A 15,914-nucleotide genomic window follows, 5' to 3' on the forward strand; every position below is an offset into this window, starting at 1 on the left:
TCGGCCGGCCCTGGCTTCTGTCTCATCGTCGCGTCCTCAAGGGCTACGATGAACCAGAAACTCTCTCGCCTTCAATTCACCCAGGCTGTCTCATGAGTGCTGACGGCGGACGCAATCTATGGCTGAATGATGTGATTGCGAACCGCAAACCGGACGATCTCGGCGAGGGAGTTCAGCTCGAGCTTGCGCATGATCGCGGCGCGATGCGTCTCCACCGTCTTGACGCTGAGATCCAGACGCGACGCGATCGCCTTGTTGCTGTTCCCCTCGGCGAGAAGCTGCATGATCTCGCGCTCGCGCGAGGTCAGACGTTCTGCCCCGAGTGCAACCGGCTGCGTCGACCGTCCCTTCAGAAAGCCGTCCAGAACAACGGCAGAGACCCGGCCCGAAAAGTAGGGCATGTGGCGCGACACGCTCTCGACCGCGGGAATGAGCTGGCGGGTTGCATCGGATTTCAGCACGTAACCCCGGGCACCCGCTGCCAGAACCTCCCGGATCAGCTCCTCGCTCTCGTGCATCGTGAAGATCAGGACCTCGGTTTCGGGGGCCGCTTGCCGGATGCGGCGCGTCGCCTCCAGCCCGTTCAACTCCGGCATCGAGAAATCGAGAACCGCCACCTGGGGACGGCTCTGGATCGCACGCTCGACAGCTTCCCGGCCGTTCGCAGCCTCGGCGCACACCGTCCAGCCCGCCTGCTCTTCGAGCAGTTCCTTGAGCCCTCGCCGGACGATCTCATGGTCATCGGCCAACAGAATGCGCAGCATCGCGGAGCTCTCGGAGCATCATTGGGTCAGGGGGACCGTTGCCGTGACCCGTGTGCCCGCGGGCCCCGAGTCGATCTGGAGACTGCCGCGAAGCTGCTCGAGGCGAACCCGCATGCCGGATACGCCCACACCCGTCTGGTGCACCGGCTCCACGCCCGTATTCAGTGACCGGGCATTGAAGCCACAGCCGCCATCGCTCACCTCCAGGCGAATGCCATCACTCAGGCGGTGGAGCGCGATCCGAGCCCAGCTGCTTCTCGCGTGCCGGTGCACGTTTGCAAGGCATTCCTGGGCAACCCGGAACAGCGCGGTCGCAGCATCGCGAGACAGGGTCTCCACTCCCTCGCCGACAACCGTGTCGACCGCGATCCCACTGCGCTCGGAAAACCCTTCGCCCAGCCACCGCAAGGCCGACCCGAGGCCGACGACATCCAGCAGGGGAGGGTGCAGCAGGTACGACAGGGTACGCACCTCCTGCAGGCTCTGTTCGGCCAAGGCGAGGGTCTCGGTCAGGATGCGATCGCTTGCGGGTGAGGCAGTGCGCAGCCGCTCCCGGAGCCTGGTGACGTTCAGCGTCACGGCGAGGAGGTTCTGGGCCGTGGTGTCGTGGAGCTCGCGGGCGATGGAGCGGCGCTCCTCATCCTGCAGCTGCATCAGGCGGGCCGTGAGGTGCGCGAGCTCCTCCTGGACCCGCTTGACCTCCGTGATGTCTTCGTGAGCGATGACGATCCGCGGCATCTCCTGCTGGTCCGGACGCGTGATCCGCAGCTGAAACCAGCGCGGGCCGTCCGGCCCGGTGCAGGGATACTCCATGCGGAAGTCCCGGCGCCGCCCAGCGATGATCTCCCGCAGGGCCTTTGCGGTGGCGGCCGCGTCGCTCGAGAAGGGCGCCCCGCGCTCGCACACATCGAGGTAGTTCGTTCCGACCCCATCATCCTCGCCCACGTATCCCGACTGGATCGCGAACGAGCGCCAGGCCTGGTTCACCGCGATGATCGTTCCAGTGGCGTCCAGCACCGCCACATGCGCGGATAAGCTATCGAGCGTCGAACGAAGCAGTGCTTCCGTGGCAACCGCTTCCGTCCCGACACTGTTCGCAACGAACATCGGGTCTGACGACGCGCTTACACACCCGCGCCGGCTCTGGCGGCCCGGGTCGGATCCGTTGCTGCGGGCCCTCGCCATTCGCTACTCCCAGCCTCGTTCCTGGTCTCGGACATGACGCGAATGTGTCCGCCACTCTGCCGGCGGCAAGCACCTACAGCGATTCAGTCGCGGCGATCAGGATTTTCCCGATCCTGGATCGAGCGACCGGCCACCAATTGCGGAACCGCCCTCACGCGGCTCAAGGGTTGGTGAACTGCATCAATCGGCAAAGGATAAAGTCATGAGAGTGTTCAATATAGCTACGCTCGTTCTGGTTATCGTCGGGGCGGTGAACTGGGGCCTCATGGGCCTGTTCCAGTTCGACCTGGTCGCGACCCTGTTCGGCGGCCCGCAGGCCGCGCTGTCCCGGATCGTCTACGTCCTGGTGGGCCTTGCCGGGCTGTACCAGGTCGTGCCGCTTCTCGGTGCCGTATCAGGGCGCGCCGAGAATCCTCAGCTCGCGACGGACACCCGGCACTAAGCAAGACTCCCCAAGAGGTCCGGCTCCTAACGGCCGGGCCTCTGCCCACGACACTTCGCGAATTGCGGCCCGTTGCAGCGCACCACGCGAGGGATCCGGCTCGGCTCGTGTTCCAGTTCAGATGAAGCAAGGAATGACGCGCTACTTCTTCAACATACAATCGAGCAGTGACTGCGTTGAGGATAATCACGGGGAGGAGGGTGCCTTGCTTCAAGCCGCAGGAACTCGTGCGGTTGAGAGCGCGCGGGAACTGCTGCCGGACCTGCGTGACTCCCGGCATGCGGCCCAGGTGTTTGCATTCGAGATCGAGGATGAGCATGGGCGTCTGTACCAGCGCATCCCGTTCACGCTTGCCGGGACAATCTCACCCAATACTGGGGCGGGCCAAGTGCACTGACTGAGGTGAATGAGGTCGGTTGCAGATCAGGTGGCCGGCAAGGGACGATGGCACGCACGAGCAATGAGTGGCAAAGGAGCGGAGATGAGTTTTCGTTTGAAGCCCGTCGGGCAACAAACCATCGTTCTCACAGGTGCCTCCAGCGGCATTGGCCTCGCGGCAGCGCGAGCGCTGGCAGACCGTGGTGCTGCGCTGGTGCTGGTCTCTCGCAATGAGGAAGCGCTGGACGCGCTCGCACGGGAATGCCGGGCGCGGGGCGGTCAGGCTCTGGCGATCTGTGCCGACGTGGGCCGGAATGAGGATCTGGAGCGCGTTGCACAGCTCGCGACAGAGACCTTTGGCGGCTTCGATACCTGGATCAACAATGCCGGCGTTGCGATCTATGGCACCTGCGAGCAAGTGCCGCTCGCGGATCAACGGCGTCTGTTCGACACGAACTACTGGGGCGTGGTGTACGGCTCTCTGATTGCGGCAAAGCACCTCCGCGAGCGCGGGGGCAAGATCATCAACACCGGCAGCGTGCTCAGCGACAGGGCCGTGATCCTGCAAGGCCCCTACTCGGCGTCCAAGCATGCCGTGAGGGCCTTCACGGATGTGCTCCGGATGGAGCTGGAGGAGAGTGGCGCGCCTGTGTCGGTGACGCTGATCAAGCCGTCAGCGATCGATACACCCTACATGGAGCATGCCCGGAATTATCTCGACGCAAAAGGGACCAAGAACCCGCCTCCGTCATACGATCCGCGGCTCGTGGCGAAGGCGATGGTCTACGCCTGCGAGAACCACAGGCGCGACCTCGTGGTGGGCTTTGGTGGCTGGGCTGTCTCTGCTCTGGGCCAGGTGGCGCCCCGCCTGACGGACTCCATCATGGAGGCGACGGGACGTGCTCTGCAGGAAAGCAGCAACCCTGGCCGCTCTCAAAGACGAGATAATCTCTACACCGCCCGAGAAGACGGGGCAGAACGATCCTCACTCCCTGGTGGGCGGCTCCGGACGAGCCTCTTTCTTGAAGCGCAAATGCATCCGGTTGCAACAGCGCTCACACTCCTTGGAGCAGGTGCCACAGCCGGGGCATGGCTTGTGAGGAACAGGAGAATGCCGTTCGGAGACTCGAGACGCGCGAGAAGACGTGCTTGACCCTGCCTTCAGGAACCGCAACTCGGCCTGGCGCACTTTCCCGAGAGGAGCACGTACCTTGTCCGCTCGGCGGCTCAGATCTCGGCTCTCGCAAGCCGCTCAACGGTTCGGACATAGGCATCGGCATCGAACTTCCTGAGCGAGTTCTGGCCCATCGAGCGTACGTTCCCGAAGACGTTCCGCGGGCCCCAAGGACGGTCGTGCAGCCCGAACAGCCAGGCCACGTTGGCGAACGAGTTTGCGTCCCGCCCATCCAGAAAGTAGCGGTTGTTGAGCCGCAGCACCGTCTCGAAGGCCTCCTCGGGCGTGGGCAACCACTCCAGGATCTTCTTGCCCCAGTACATGCGCATGTGGTTATGCATGTAGCCGGTCGCGCGCATCTCCTTCATGGCCGCATTCCAGTAGCGGTCGTGCGTTTCACCGGCCTCGAGTTGCGCGCCCGTGAGAGGTATGGGCGTGGGTCGCCGCGCCGGCTGTCGAGCGTCTTGCGCGCCCATGCGGGCACGGCCTCATAGGGTGTCATATCGCTCGTCGTAGAACACGTGGTTCACGGCCAGCTCGCGCCGGACAATCAGCTCTTCCAGATAGGCCGCCTTGTTCTCGTGACCGCCCACCTGGGCATCACGAACGGCAAGCGCGATCTCGACGGGCGAGATCTGCCCGAAGTGCAGGTAGGGACTCATGTGCGACGCGGCCCCGGCTTCGGGCACGCCGCGGTTCTTGGCGTAGTGCGCGAAGGGCCCGTCGAGATAAGCCTTCAGTCGCGCTCGGGCGGGCGACGTCCCGCCCCGGAAGCGGTGCACGGGGCCGACATTGTGGTCGATCTTCAGTGAGTGGAGCACACCACGGATGTCGGAGAGGTCTACCTCGCTCTGGACATGCACGCTGGCCGCAATCCGGCGAACCGCTCGCGCTCCGAGAGGGACGAGGTACTCGTCCCAGACGCGATACAGCTTGGGCCGAAGCGTGCGGGCGCCGACCTCGTGCCTGGACGAGGCGGTCTCGACCGGAACGACGACGTCACCCTCCACCTGGAGCACGCGGCATGCGGCCTGACGGCTCAAGTCGATGCGCCTCGCCTTCTGCGGCTTGAGATAGCCCCGGTCGCAGACGACGAGCGCAGCCTCGCTGGAGAGCTGAAGTGCAACGGAATCCGGCGGCCCACGGCGGATCACAAACGCGATCCCTTGCTTCCGGAGATCTTGCTCGACCTCAGCGAGGCCCTCCAGCATGAACGCATAATGGCGCTCGTTGGCCTCGGGGTATCCGTCCATCAGCCCGAAGCAGACCAGAACAGGCAGCCCTCGTGTGTTGGCCTCCTCGACCGCGATCTCGAGCGCTGGGTTGAACTGCGCACGCTGCGACTGCTGCATCCAATAGAGAATGTAGCGACCACCGAGTTGAGGCGCGACATTGTTGAGAACGCTGATGCGCGCGGACTGGATGGACATCGTAGACTCCTGGCGATTCAAAGTCCCAGTCCAAGCCGATTATTGCTCGACCCGAGAGATGTTGCTGTTTAGGAGCACGGGCACACGTCGTTCTACCTTGTGCCATAGCTCTGCTCTTGATCTCACCCTTTCGGTCGCAGCGTGCTGCGCCCGCCATCAACGCCGATGATCTGGCCGGTTATCCAGGAGGCCTCTGAAACCAGAAAAGCCGCCAGAGCACTGATGTCTTCGGCCGTCCCGAGACGGGGAAGCGCATGCATTCGAGCAATACTGCTCGCCATGCTCTCGTGGCCCACGAGTTCACGCGCCAGTTGGGTGCGCGTGAGAGACGGCGCAATCGCATTGACCCGCACTTTCGGGGCCAGTTCAGCAGCAAGCGCAACCGTCAGTCCCTCGACTGCTCCTTTGGCCATCGAGATGGAGGCATGAGAGGCAAAGCCTTGCGCGACCGCGACAGTCGAGAACAGCACGACGCTCGACGGGTTGCCTCCTGCCTCGAGATCCGGGAGGGCCGCTTGTACGGCTTTGGCCGCCCCGAGAGCATTGATGCGAAAATCCTGCTCGAAGTCGGCGTCGGTCAGGCGCCCAAGCGGCTTCAGGGTGATGGTGCCGACGGCGTACACGAGACCGGCGAGACCGCTGCCATCTGATGCCGCCTGCGCGGCACGGGCGAAGACGTCCGCGCCGGCTACATCGCCCGCTGTATAGCCTGCGCCGAGTTCCTGGGCCAATGTGGCGAGCCGGCTCTCGTCACGGGCGACAAGGTGCAAGCTGTACCCACGCTTCCGCAACAGCCGTGCGGTCGCGGCGCCGATGCCGCCTGTGCCGCCATAGATGAGAACCCGTCCAGGCATACGCGCATACACTCCGGGGCTGGCACTTCAATAGAAAGTGGGTCGTGGCACGGCAGAGCGATTGGCGCGCTCGCTCGGCCTGTGGTGATGACAGAGGCCCGCCCAGGCAGGATGGGCCTCTTCGCATGAGGGCAATGCACTATCTTAGGACTTTGGCATGATCACGGTGTCGATCACATGGATCACGCCGTTCGATGCAGTCACGTCCGCTTGACGAACCGTCGCGTTATCGACCTTCACGGCCTGTCCGCTGGCGTCGATTGCCACGGCACTCCCCTCGACCGTTGTGGCCGTCGTCCTCTTGCCCTTCACGTCACCGGCCATCACTTTTCCGGGCACGACGTGATATGTGAGAATCCTGGTCAACTGAGCTCTGTTTTCGGGCTTGAGAAGGTTCTCGACAGTCCCAGGAGGCAGCTTCTTGAATGCTTCGTCGGTTGGGGCGAAGACGGTAAACGGACCCTGGCCTTTGAGGGTGTCCACGAGACCGGCTGCTTTGACCGCAGCAACGAGCGTCGTGAAACTTCCGTTCGACGATGCCGTTTCGACGATGTCGGCCGCCGCGACGGGGGACGCCAGGGCAAGCCCTGCGACTGCAGCAAGCAAGTTCCTCTTGATCGACATTGTGTTCTCCTGTTCCCGGATTCCAGCGCCATGCCGAGCGCTGGTCGGCAGCCCTGAGATGTGTGCTCCGGCATCGCTTTCGGATAAGCAAGAACCCTGATCGGGATGACGAAATCGCTGTAGACGCCTCACGAAGCGCTCCTGAGAGCGGGACCCGCGATCAGCCGAGCGACCGCCCATGGATCTTAATAGCCCGCCCGGAATGCAGTATAGTCGTTGGACTCGGCCTCAGCAGGTCAGATAGTGCCGATGGGCTCGAGCAGGCGGCGGGTGTTGAACCAGTCGACCCATTCGAGTGTGGCGTATTCCACCGCCTCGAATGAGCGCCACGTCCTGCGACGATGGATAACTTCCGCCTTGAACAGCCCATTGATGGTTTCAATGAGGGCCTTGTCGTAAGAGTCACAGACGCTGCCGACCGAGGGCTCAACGCCGGCCTCGCTCAGGCGCTGCGGATAGCGGATCGCGAGGTGTTGGGCGAATTCAAGCGGTCGTCGCAACCTCCTCCTTCAGGGTGTTGCGACGACCGCTTGAATCCACCTAGCGAGAGAACGTCAGTTTGAGGTCAGTTCCTGGGATCAACTATCTACGCTTTGCGCAAATTCCGCTCGGAAGGCCCTCGGCATCTGCGAGATGACAGGCGCGCTTCAGGAGTTCGTCGGCATCAACAACACGCCAGGATGGTTACTGGCGCTCGTACAGCAGACGAGTATGGATGGTGCCCTCGATGGCGCGGATCTCAGCGAGAACAGCTCGGCTCTCCTCGAGGCGCCCTCGGTTTCGATCACGACATAGCCACGAGAGGCGGCCCTCTGCGATGGCGAGCATTCATCACTCATGCTCGGCCGCCACATTGCGCGCCTTGAAGCCAAGCTCGATACAGTCAGACCAAGCGGAAGAGTGGCACCTTCAAGGACTACGATCTCGGCTTCGTGCACCTCGACATCAAGCACCTGCCGAAACTGCGCACGGCTGACGGGGAGAGCCGCAAGCGCTATCTTTATGTCGCCATCGACCGCTGCTCGCGCTGGGTGCACTTGAGCGTCAAGGATGACGAGACCCCGACAGCCGCGATCGCCTTCCTCAAAGAGGCGATCGCGGCTTTCCCCTTCAAGATCACGCACGTGCTCACCGACCGGGGCTCGTGCTTCACGGCTGATGGCTTCGAGGCTGCCTGCCGCAAGTGGAAGATGCAGCACCGGATGACCAAACCCTACACACTGCGAACCAACGGTCTCGTGGAGCGCTTCAACGGACGGGCGCAGCGCGAAGTGATGGGTATCACGATCTATAGCCATTGCGATCTCGAGACCCTGCTCACGGGCTTCAACTAGGCCTACAACCTGCGCCGCTAACGGGTGCTCCAAGGTACCTCCCCCGAGCAGGTCGTGCGCAGTCGTCTCGCAGCAGTGCCAGCCCTCGCCAACGTGCGCTATAAACCGCCCAATCCAGAGGCTCTGCCCCAGGCCCTCAAGGTCGTCGCAGCAGCCAAGGACGTCTCGCATCCAGACACAGTGACGGATGCTCATCATCGCAGGAGGCCAACTCTGTCAGTGGATCCCTGTAACGACAACCGCTCAGTGGGTGTGCAAGGCCCGGTCTATCGCTAGTCTCAGGGCCAGTTTCAACGAGCTCTTGGCACGGCGGGCTTTGGCCCTGATGGGCCCAATTCGCCAGGGTTTGCCTACAGCGCGGGATGCTGAAGCGCTCGGTGAGGAGCGCGGCCGCTTCGCGGCGGGAGAGCAGCGATACCAACAACTGAAACTCTCATACACAACGCTTGTGCTGGTTGCCCCCTTTTCAGCGAATCTTAACCATCCATGACATAATGAGACAGGTCGTGACCGTCGGTCTGAATGCAACTCTGTGGATTGTTCAGGACGACAGCGTTCAGGCTGGTGACGTGATGAAGTTTTCATGGCCGTTGCTTGGCGTGCTCGCCGGGGGAAATACTGCCCAATGTTGCCAGCGTGGCAACAAATACATGGGTCAACGAAGCTCAGCCTGCCAAGGCGCCAGGGGCGGGTGGCAGCGTCCCAACTCCCGCACAGCCCTGCGTCGGAGCCCGTCAACCTTCACCGCCGACTTTCGGCTGCTGATCAAGGAGGTGGCCAGGTGCACAGCTTAGGCGCGACCCCAAACTCCCGGCACTGCGCCTCATTTAACCCAGGCAGAGCCAGTCCCTTGGCGTAGGTGACCAGGTCTTCCACGGAGCGGTGAGTTGGAAGTTGCCACAGCCGGGCGGTGCTCCCGGAATTCGTGAGTGCTCTTTGTCCGTCGGGGCTGAAGCGGACGACGCCGACCTCCTTTTCGTGCCTCAGGACGGCGAGTTCGGCGCCCGTGGCGGCATCCCACAGCCGGGCCGTACCATCCTCCGAAGCCGTGAGCACCCGCTGCCCGTCTGCATCGAAGTCGCTACTCGTGATCGGTCTTTCATGCCCGCGCAGGATGGCGAGCTCGGCGCCGGTGGCGACATCCCACAGCCGGACTGTGCTGTCCTCTGAACCCGTAGCGATCTTCTGCCCATCGCGGCTGAAAGTAGGATAACCAACTGGTCCCATGTGCCCGCGCAGGACGGCGAGCTCAGCACCCGTGGCAGCGTCCCATAGCCGAGCCGAGCCGTCCTGCGAGCCTGTGGCGACCTTCTGCCCGTCGGGGCTGAACTCAGCCCCGAAAATCCCCCCCTCATGCCGCAGGACCACGAGTTCGCGTCCCGTGACGGCATCCCACAGCCGGACCGCATGCTCGAAGCTAGGCTTGGCGTGCGTGAAGTCGCCCCCTATGCGGTCCTTGGAGACCGTGAGCACCTTCTGCCCGTCGGGGCTGAAAACAGCGCTTATGAGAGTGTCGGGCCCCAATAGGCCGAATTGCTCGAAAAGGACACGCAAGCCGGGGGGAGACGCACGCTCGAGCTCGTCGGGGAAGACCGGCGGCGGGTGCCGCAGGACAAGGAGCTCGCGTCCGCTGTTGGCATCCCATAGCCGGGCGGTGCCGTCCTTCAAGGCTGTGACGATCTTCTGCCCGTCGCGGCTCAGGGTCGCGAGCTGCGCCTCCGTCTCGTGCTGCAGGACAAGGAGTTCACGCCCGCTGGCGTCCCACAGTCGAGTTGTCTTGTCGGCAGAGGTCGTAACGATCTTCTTCCCGTCACGGCTGAAGGTCGCGAACGAGATCGGCTGCGGATGCGGCAGAACGAGAAACTCGCGCCCAGTGTGGGCATCCCACAGCCGGGCGGTGCCGCCCGCGAGTGTAAGCATTGTCTGCCCATCGGGACTGAAGACGGTGCGTTGGACGTCCTGCTCGTGCTGGAGCTTGAGGAGCTCGCGCCCGCTCCCGACATCCCATACCGTGACGAGACCATCCTCGATCATCATCTGTGAGGTCGTGAGCACTTTCTGCCCATCAGGGCTGAACATAGCTGAGGTAATCGAATGGGGATGCCGTAGGATGGCGATCTCGGCCCCGGTGGCCACATCCCACAGCCGAGCCGTATTGTCAGGAGAGGTCGTGACGATCTTCCGCCCGTCAGGACTGAAGGCGGCAGACCAAACCTTATGTTGCGCGGCGGGTAAGCCGGCGAGCTCAGGGGCTAAGGTCTGCCGCGGGTGCTGCAGGACGAGGAGTTCACGCCCGGTGGCTGCATCCCACAGCCGGGCCGCACCGTCCCGGTCCGAGAACAGTGTGAGCACCTTCTGCCCATCGGGGCTGAAGGTGATGTTAAAGATCGGCTCGGTGTGCCCCCGCAGGACGAGGAGTTCACGCCCGGTGGCTGCATCCCACAGCCGGGCCGTGCCGTCCTCCGAGCCCGTGGCGACCTTCTGCCCGTCGGGGCTGAAGGCAACTTCAGCGACCTTCTTCTCGTGCCCCCGCAGGACGAGGAGTTCACGCCCGGTGGCTGCATCCCACAGCCGGGCCGTGCCGTCCTCCGAGCCCGTGGCGACCTTCTGCCCGTCGGGGCTGAACACGGCAGAGTAGACCGGATGCTCGCCCTGCAAGACGAGAAGCTCGCGGCCATCGCTGGCATCTCGAACCCGGGCGGGGCCATTCTCTATACCCGTGAGCAGCCGTCGCCCATCCGGGCTGAAGGCTCGGAAATACTCGCCCTCGAGCTGGGGCAAGGCGGCCAGCTCAGCGCCGGTGGCTGCATCCCACAACCGGGTGCCACCGTCCCGTGAGTCCGTGAGCACCTTCTGCCCGTCGGGGCTGAAGTGAGCAGTTGGCGTCGCGCTTGTATGCCCTAGTGAGAAGAGCTCGCGCCCGGTATTGGCATCCCACAGCCGGGCGCCGCTCCCCAGTGACGCCGCGAGCACCCTTCGCCCGTCTGGGCTGAACTTGGCAGAGATGACGTGTTTGTGCGGCAGGGCAGATAAGGGCAGAGGACCTGTCGACATTGACCCTGCCGACATTGACCAAGCAAGGGCGTCTACAGCGCGCCACCGCGAGGGAGGTGGTGCGGTTGCCTCGGCATGGCTAGCCAATGCTGCAACGGTAAGCTGGATGCCGACCTCGGGGTGACCCTCATCGGCTTGCTTGCGAGCAGCCTGAGCCAGCCGGGCCGTGTCGGCCTCCAGCCGCTGAGCGAGCTCGTCTAGTGCCCGCCGCGCCTGCTTCTGGCTCTCCCACCCGAAGACGCCTGCCCCAATAGCCAGTAAGACGATTAGCCCGACGGCAGCGCGCCTACTCCACCGGGCGAGGCGCTCTTGCCGCTTCGAGGCATCCAGAAACGCCGCCTGCACTGCATCCAGGGTGCTTGCATTGCGCTCGGCATAGCGCCGTAGCAGATCGAGGTCCGGGGGACGCCATAAGCTCCCTTGCGGCCGCCCGGCACGGTCCCATTCCTCAGCTGCCTCCCGGGCCCGGCGCTGAATGCCAAGATCCTCCTTTGCGTCCTCGATCCAGCCCTTCAAAGGCTCCCAGCGGCGGAACAGGGCCTCGTGCACCACCTCGACGGTGGCCTCGTCAACCACCAGCAGGCGAGCTCGCGCGAACTCCTCGACCAGTCGCCGCGCCGCCTCCGGCACCTTCGCCCAGGGGAGTGGCCGGCGCAGGATCCGCCCCTCGGCCGAGAGCTCGGTCATGCCGAAGACCAGCGTTGTGCGAAATGCCTCGAGTTCCTCAGCCGAGGACTTGACCACCGCAAGGATCTGCTCGGCGCGGCTCCCGACCGCCGCCTCGAGGCCACCGAAGCTGTCGTATTCGGCACTCGTGAGCTTCAGGTCCTTCTTGCCGTAGCGGTCCCAGAGCTCGCGCAGTGCGAAAGCCAGCAGCGGCAATGCATCGTCGGTCCTGGCCTCGTCCACGATCCGCGAGGTCAGCCCGGGCTCGAGCTCAAGGCCCACAAGATCGGCAGGGTCCTCAATGACGGCGTGGAAGGCAGCGCGCGGCAACGGGCCGAGCTGCAAGGCACGCGTGGCCAGGATCTCGCTACCCGCTGCGGCTGGCTCGCGCAGCGCAGCGTGGCGCTGCAGCGTGCCCGTGAAGTCGGCGCGCAGCGTGGCCACGACGAGCAGGCGGTGGTCGGCCGCCGTGAGCGCCTCACGCAGTGCCAAGAGGAATGCATCACCCATCCCGCCAATCGACCCAGCGAGCGCCTCCTCGAGCTGGTCCACCGACAGCAGCACTGTGGCCTCGGGGCGGCCGGCGCGCCGGCGCAGTTCTGCAGCCGTGTTGATGATCCACTTGGCCCACGCTGCCTGGTTGGCAGGATTCGGGGGACTGCTCGCCGGGGGCGGCTCCCCGAGCGGTGCTCCTGTCGCTGCTGCCAGGGCGTCGGTGAGGCTCTGGAAGGGATCTCGGAGCGGACGGAACGGCGGCACCACAAGCCAGTTCTCGGGATCACGCTCGAGCCGTGGCAGCACGCCGGCTCGCAGCAGCGACGACTTGCCGGTGCCGGAGGCCCCCTGCACGAGCACAAGGCGTGGTCGGCTCGGGGCGCGGCACTCCCGCAGTAGCGCCAGCAGATCTGTGATCTCCTGCTCGCGCCCGAAGTAGACCGCAGCATCCTCGCGCTGGAATGCCGCGAGGCCTGGATAGGGGGCTCGATCCACGCGCAGGATGAAGCTGTGTTTCGGGTCGAGCCCGGCCGTGAGCAGTCCCCGGCGCAGGCGCTCGCGCGCCTCCTCACTCTGATCCCAGTCGATGCTCTGGACCCGGCGCAGGACCGGTGGAGCTTTGGCCGCATACTCTGTCGGATCGATCGGCTTGATCCGGATGGGGAGAACGGGCTTGCGCAAAGCCTGGGCATGGTCGGCCTCGGCGGCGCACCAGGGTGAGGCGAGCCAGTCGGGGCTGACGAGCGCGATCAATGCGCGACAGCGCCGTAGCTCCGTGTAGAGCCGCTCTTCCCATGTCTCGCCACCGACGATACCGGCCTCGGCATCATGGTCGAGGAAGACTGCCGCGTGCCCCTCCTCCCGCAGCCAGTCATGCAGGGCACCGGCGGCAGCATCGTCCTGACTGCTATGGCTGAGAAAGATGAAGCTCACGGGCACCTCCTCCCGCATGCATGGCCGCACTGCTGCACACCCATCCATCGAGCGCTTTGAGTGTGTCTGGATCTCGGCCCCATTCCCGAGTGCCGCCCGTGATTTTACAGCGTAGGGGCAATCATCTTACTGAACTACTTTGCCTTCGTTCAATGTGATCATGAGATCGCCTAATACCTGCTTAGGCTTGGCAGTATTCAATCTCGCCACCATGCGCGCCTCATGATGATTCGAGATATTACTACTCTAGGTTGCAGTGGTTTGATCTTCGTGTGATCCACCTCACATATGCAGGTCACTGTTGGTGCGTTGCTTGTCGCCAGGCAAAGGGGCGACCTCGGGGCTGTTAGCAATGCCGAATAGAGTTATTCTTTCCCGAAAGTGTGCCCAAAGATCCATTGAGGCCGACTAATACGAGGAACGCTACTCAGAGCTTAGGAGGATGTCATGACAGTTGATCCGAATAACTGCGAGGATAAAGCTAACAAAGAACCGCACACTTCGCAGTTGAAAATCATTATCCCGGCAACTGCAAAATTTATAGTTGTCATGGCTGGTTTCGCAATTGCAGCAATGATCGTTTCTGCGTCACAAATAGCTGGTCAAGGCATGACACCAGTGGGTGCATGGGAGGTTCAGCACGGAAACCTTCATATTGTCTACGCGTTCACGAATGATGGCACGTATACCTACCAGCGCTTTGGAACCGGGCGCGACGAAGAGGAGACGGGAGTTTATTCCGTACGAGGCGATCGTCTAATCATCAAACCGAATAGCGGGCCTCAGCGCGCCTTTCGCTGGAAAATCGGTTGTGATCCCGCTACTGCATGTACACCGGGCATACCACCAGTTCTGTTTCTGGAATATCCGGATGGTAGAAAAGAATTCTTCTATCCTCAGTAGAAGGATACCTTGCAAGGCTGATATTCTGGTTTTAGCCCCTTTCGGGACTTCCCTGCGCGCAGAGGCGCAAGTGGAGAAAGGGCTGCGTCTCCTACCATTCCGTCAGGGCAGGAAAAGCTTCCAGTGCCGTGCAACGCGTTGCACGGACGTCCACAGTTCTGCACTGGTCCCTATGGATTATGCGGTCCTCTCTAGTACCCACTGTTGCTGGAGCGTGAGTCGTGATTCAAGGGTGCATGAGCGGCATCGCTGACGCGACCCCGATTGTTTTGACGGCTGAGGAGCGGACCGAGCTCGAAGGCCTGGCCCGCTCGACGAAGACCGAGCATCGGCTGCGCCAACGCGCGGATCGTGCTGTTGGCGGCGGACGGCCAGCCGACGCGGGCGATTGCGCGGGCGGTCCACTGCACGATCGGCACCGCGAGCAAGTGGCGCGTCCGGTATGCCGCGCAGCGACGGGCTGGTCTCGACGAGACCGGTGCACGTGGGGCCACGCCCAAATCCACGGCCGCGACCGACCGGCGCATCCTGGCGGTCCTCGATGATCCCCCGCCGGTCGGCTTTGCCCGCTGGACCGGCCCGCTGATCGCCCGGGCGCTCGGCGACATTGACGTGCAGCATATCTGGCGCTTCCTGCGGGCCCAGAAGATCGACCTGGCGGGGCGCAAGTCGTGGTGCCCGAGCCAGGATCCCGCGTTCGCCGCCAAAGCGGCCGAGATCGTCGGGCTCTATCTCGCGCCGCCCGATCAGGCGCTGGTGCTCGCGGTCGACGAGAAGCCGCACATCCAGGCACTCGAACGTGCCCAGGGCTATCTCAAGCTGCCCAACGGTCGGGCGCTTACGGGCCATGCGCACAACTACAAGCGCCATGGCACGAGCACGCTGTTTGCCGCCTTCGAGGTCGCCACCGGCCAGGTGGTCGCCGCGCACAAGAAGCGGCGGCGCGTCGAGTTCCTCGACTTCATGAACCGCATCGTCGCGGCCCATCCTGGGCGCGAGATCCACGTCATTCTCGACAACCTCAACACCCACAAGCCTAAGCGCGACCGCTGGCTGGCCCGGCACAAGAATGTGCATTTCCACTACAGGCCGACCGGCGCCTCCTGGCTCAATCAAGTGGAATGTTGGCTCTCAATCCTCGCCGGCCAGTCGCTGCACGGCGCCAGCTTCACCAGCGTGGCGGAACTCCGCAGGCACATTGATGCGTTCATCGCCAACTACAACGAAACCGCTCGTCCCTTCGCTTGGTCCAAGTCCGAGGTGCATCAAAAGCACCTCAAACCGCGTTTCGCGGAGCTGTGATTCCGGGTACTAGAAGCCATCCGACAGATTTTGCGTAGCGAAATGTTCGGATCCTACGCAGCAGAGGGGTGATACCGAAGGACGCGCGACACAGCAACATGTGAGATCGCGTGCCCCTTCGCCTGGAGCGCATCCGCAGTGACTCGCAGCGAGGCGCCTTCAGCCTTCATCGCCACCGCCTCGCGAATGGCCGCTTGCTGCCCCTCGTGCGGAACGAGCTCGCCCGTGTCATCGCGCCGGTAGTCGAACGGCACCGTGCCGCCGAGGAATGGCCGGCCCCCATGAGGTGGTCCGGGGTCAACGTTAGTGCATGATTGGTTTTGGCGCTACGGCCGGGGTGGCCGGCGGAGCTGGTTGGGGTTGCGCAGCCGGCCAC

Annotated in this window: 11 protein-coding genes and 4 pseudogenes; 7 read left to right on the forward strand and 8 right to left on the reverse strand. The window is 63.6% G+C overall.

Going from position 1 to position 15,914, the window contains the following annotated elements:
- Positions 1-116: 116 nt before the first annotated feature.
- A complete protein-coding gene (locus BN1233_RS31195) occupies positions 117-764 on the reverse strand; it encodes a response regulator (RefSeq protein ID WP_046867575.1) in 648 nt (215 codons plus the stop codon).
- Positions 765-782: 18 nt separating this feature from the next.
- Entirely contained in the window at positions 783-1,949 is a 1,167-nt protein-coding gene (locus tag BN1233_RS43545) for a sensor histidine kinase (RefSeq protein WP_082145758.1), read from the reverse strand.
- Between the two features lie 202 nt (positions 1,950-2,151).
- On the opposite strand from BN1233_RS43545, the gene BN1233_RS31205 reads away from it, so the two are divergent.
- The 3 genes from BN1233_RS31205 (at position 2,152) to BN1233_RS31215 (ending at position 3,922) form a co-directional block, all read left to right on the forward strand.
- Entirely contained in the window at positions 2,152-2,391 is a 240-nt protein-coding gene (locus BN1233_RS31205; protein ID WP_046867576.1) for a DUF378 domain-containing protein, read from the forward strand.
- A gap of 133 nt (positions 2,392-2,524) precedes the next feature.
- Positions 2,525-2,788 carry a DUF6894 family protein gene (locus BN1233_RS31210; protein ID WP_048709304.1) on the forward strand — a complete coding sequence of 88 codons (264 nt, stop codon included), beginning with the start codon at positions 2,525-2,527 and terminating at the stop codon, positions 2,786-2,788.
- Between the two features lie 84 nt (positions 2,789-2,872).
- Complete coding sequence (locus BN1233_RS31215) at positions 2,873-3,922, forward strand: SDR family oxidoreductase (RefSeq protein ID WP_046867578.1); 1,050 nt, start codon at positions 2,873-2,875, stop codon at positions 3,920-3,922.
- 74 nt (positions 3,923-3,996) lie between these two features.
- On the opposite strand, the pseudogene BN1233_RS31220 reads toward BN1233_RS31215, so the two are convergent.
- The 4 genes and pseudogenes from BN1233_RS31220 to BN1233_RS31235 all read right to left on the reverse strand — a co-directional run.
- Positions 3,997-5,373: pseudogene (locus tag BN1233_RS31220) on the reverse strand (deoxyribodipyrimidine photo-lyase).
- A 122-nt stretch (positions 5,374-5,495) separates the two neighbouring features.
- Positions 5,496-6,227: an SDR family NAD(P)-dependent oxidoreductase gene (locus tag BN1233_RS31225; protein ID WP_046867579.1), complete on the reverse strand. Its 732-nt coding sequence runs from the start codon at positions 6,225-6,227 to the stop codon at positions 5,496-5,498.
- 144 nt (positions 6,228-6,371) lie between these two features.
- Positions 6,372-6,851, reverse strand: coding sequence for a fasciclin domain-containing protein (locus tag BN1233_RS31230; RefSeq protein WP_046867580.1), 480 nt, complete (start codon positions 6,849-6,851; stop codon positions 6,372-6,374).
- A 236-nt stretch (positions 6,852-7,087) separates the two neighbouring features.
- Positions 7,088-7,330 (reverse strand): annotated as a pseudogene (locus BN1233_RS31235) (integrase core domain-containing protein); the annotation flags it as partial.
- A 154-nt stretch (positions 7,331-7,484) separates the two neighbouring features.
- Between BN1233_RS31235 and BN1233_RS47485 the strand changes: the two are divergent.
- Positions 7,485-7,646 (forward strand): hypothetical protein, encoded by a 162-nt coding sequence (locus BN1233_RS47485; protein ID WP_154678317.1) that lies wholly within the window; start codon positions 7,485-7,487, stop codon positions 7,644-7,646.
- Positions 7,647-7,732: 86 nt separating this feature from the next.
- Positions 7,733-8,461 (forward strand): annotated as a pseudogene (locus BN1233_RS31240) (DDE-type integrase/transposase/recombinase); the annotation flags it as partial.
- 489 nt (positions 8,462-8,950) lie between these two features.
- Here the strand turns inward: BN1233_RS31240 and BN1233_RS31250 are convergent.
- The gene (locus BN1233_RS31250; protein ID WP_187144413.1) at positions 8,951-13,333 is read right to left on the reverse strand and encodes an nSTAND1 domain-containing NTPase; all 4,383 of its coding nucleotides are present in this window, start codon (positions 13,331-13,333) and stop codon (positions 8,951-8,953) included.
- Positions 13,334-13,780: 447 nt separating this feature from the next.
- Here BN1233_RS31250 and BN1233_RS47490 point away from each other — a divergent pair, with 447 nt between their 5' ends.
- Positions 13,781-14,236, forward strand: a complete 456-nt coding sequence (locus BN1233_RS47490) for a hypothetical protein (RefSeq protein ID WP_147707652.1) — start codon at positions 13,781-13,783, stop codon at positions 14,234-14,236.
- A 236-nt stretch (positions 14,237-14,472) separates the two neighbouring features.
- Positions 14,473-15,538 (forward strand): annotated as a pseudogene (locus BN1233_RS31255) (IS630 family transposase).
- Between the two features lie 53 nt (positions 15,539-15,591).
- Here the strand turns inward: BN1233_RS31255 and BN1233_RS31260 are convergent.
- Complete coding sequence (locus BN1233_RS31260) at positions 15,592-15,792, reverse strand: hypothetical protein (RefSeq protein ID WP_048709305.1); 201 nt, start codon at positions 15,790-15,792, stop codon at positions 15,592-15,594.
- Positions 15,793-15,914 lie beyond the last annotated feature (122 nt).

The organism is Microvirga massiliensis (assembly GCF_001006805.1).
In the GTDB taxonomy this organism is placed as follows: Bacteria; Pseudomonadota; Alphaproteobacteria; order Rhizobiales; family Beijerinckiaceae; genus Microvirga; species Microvirga massiliensis.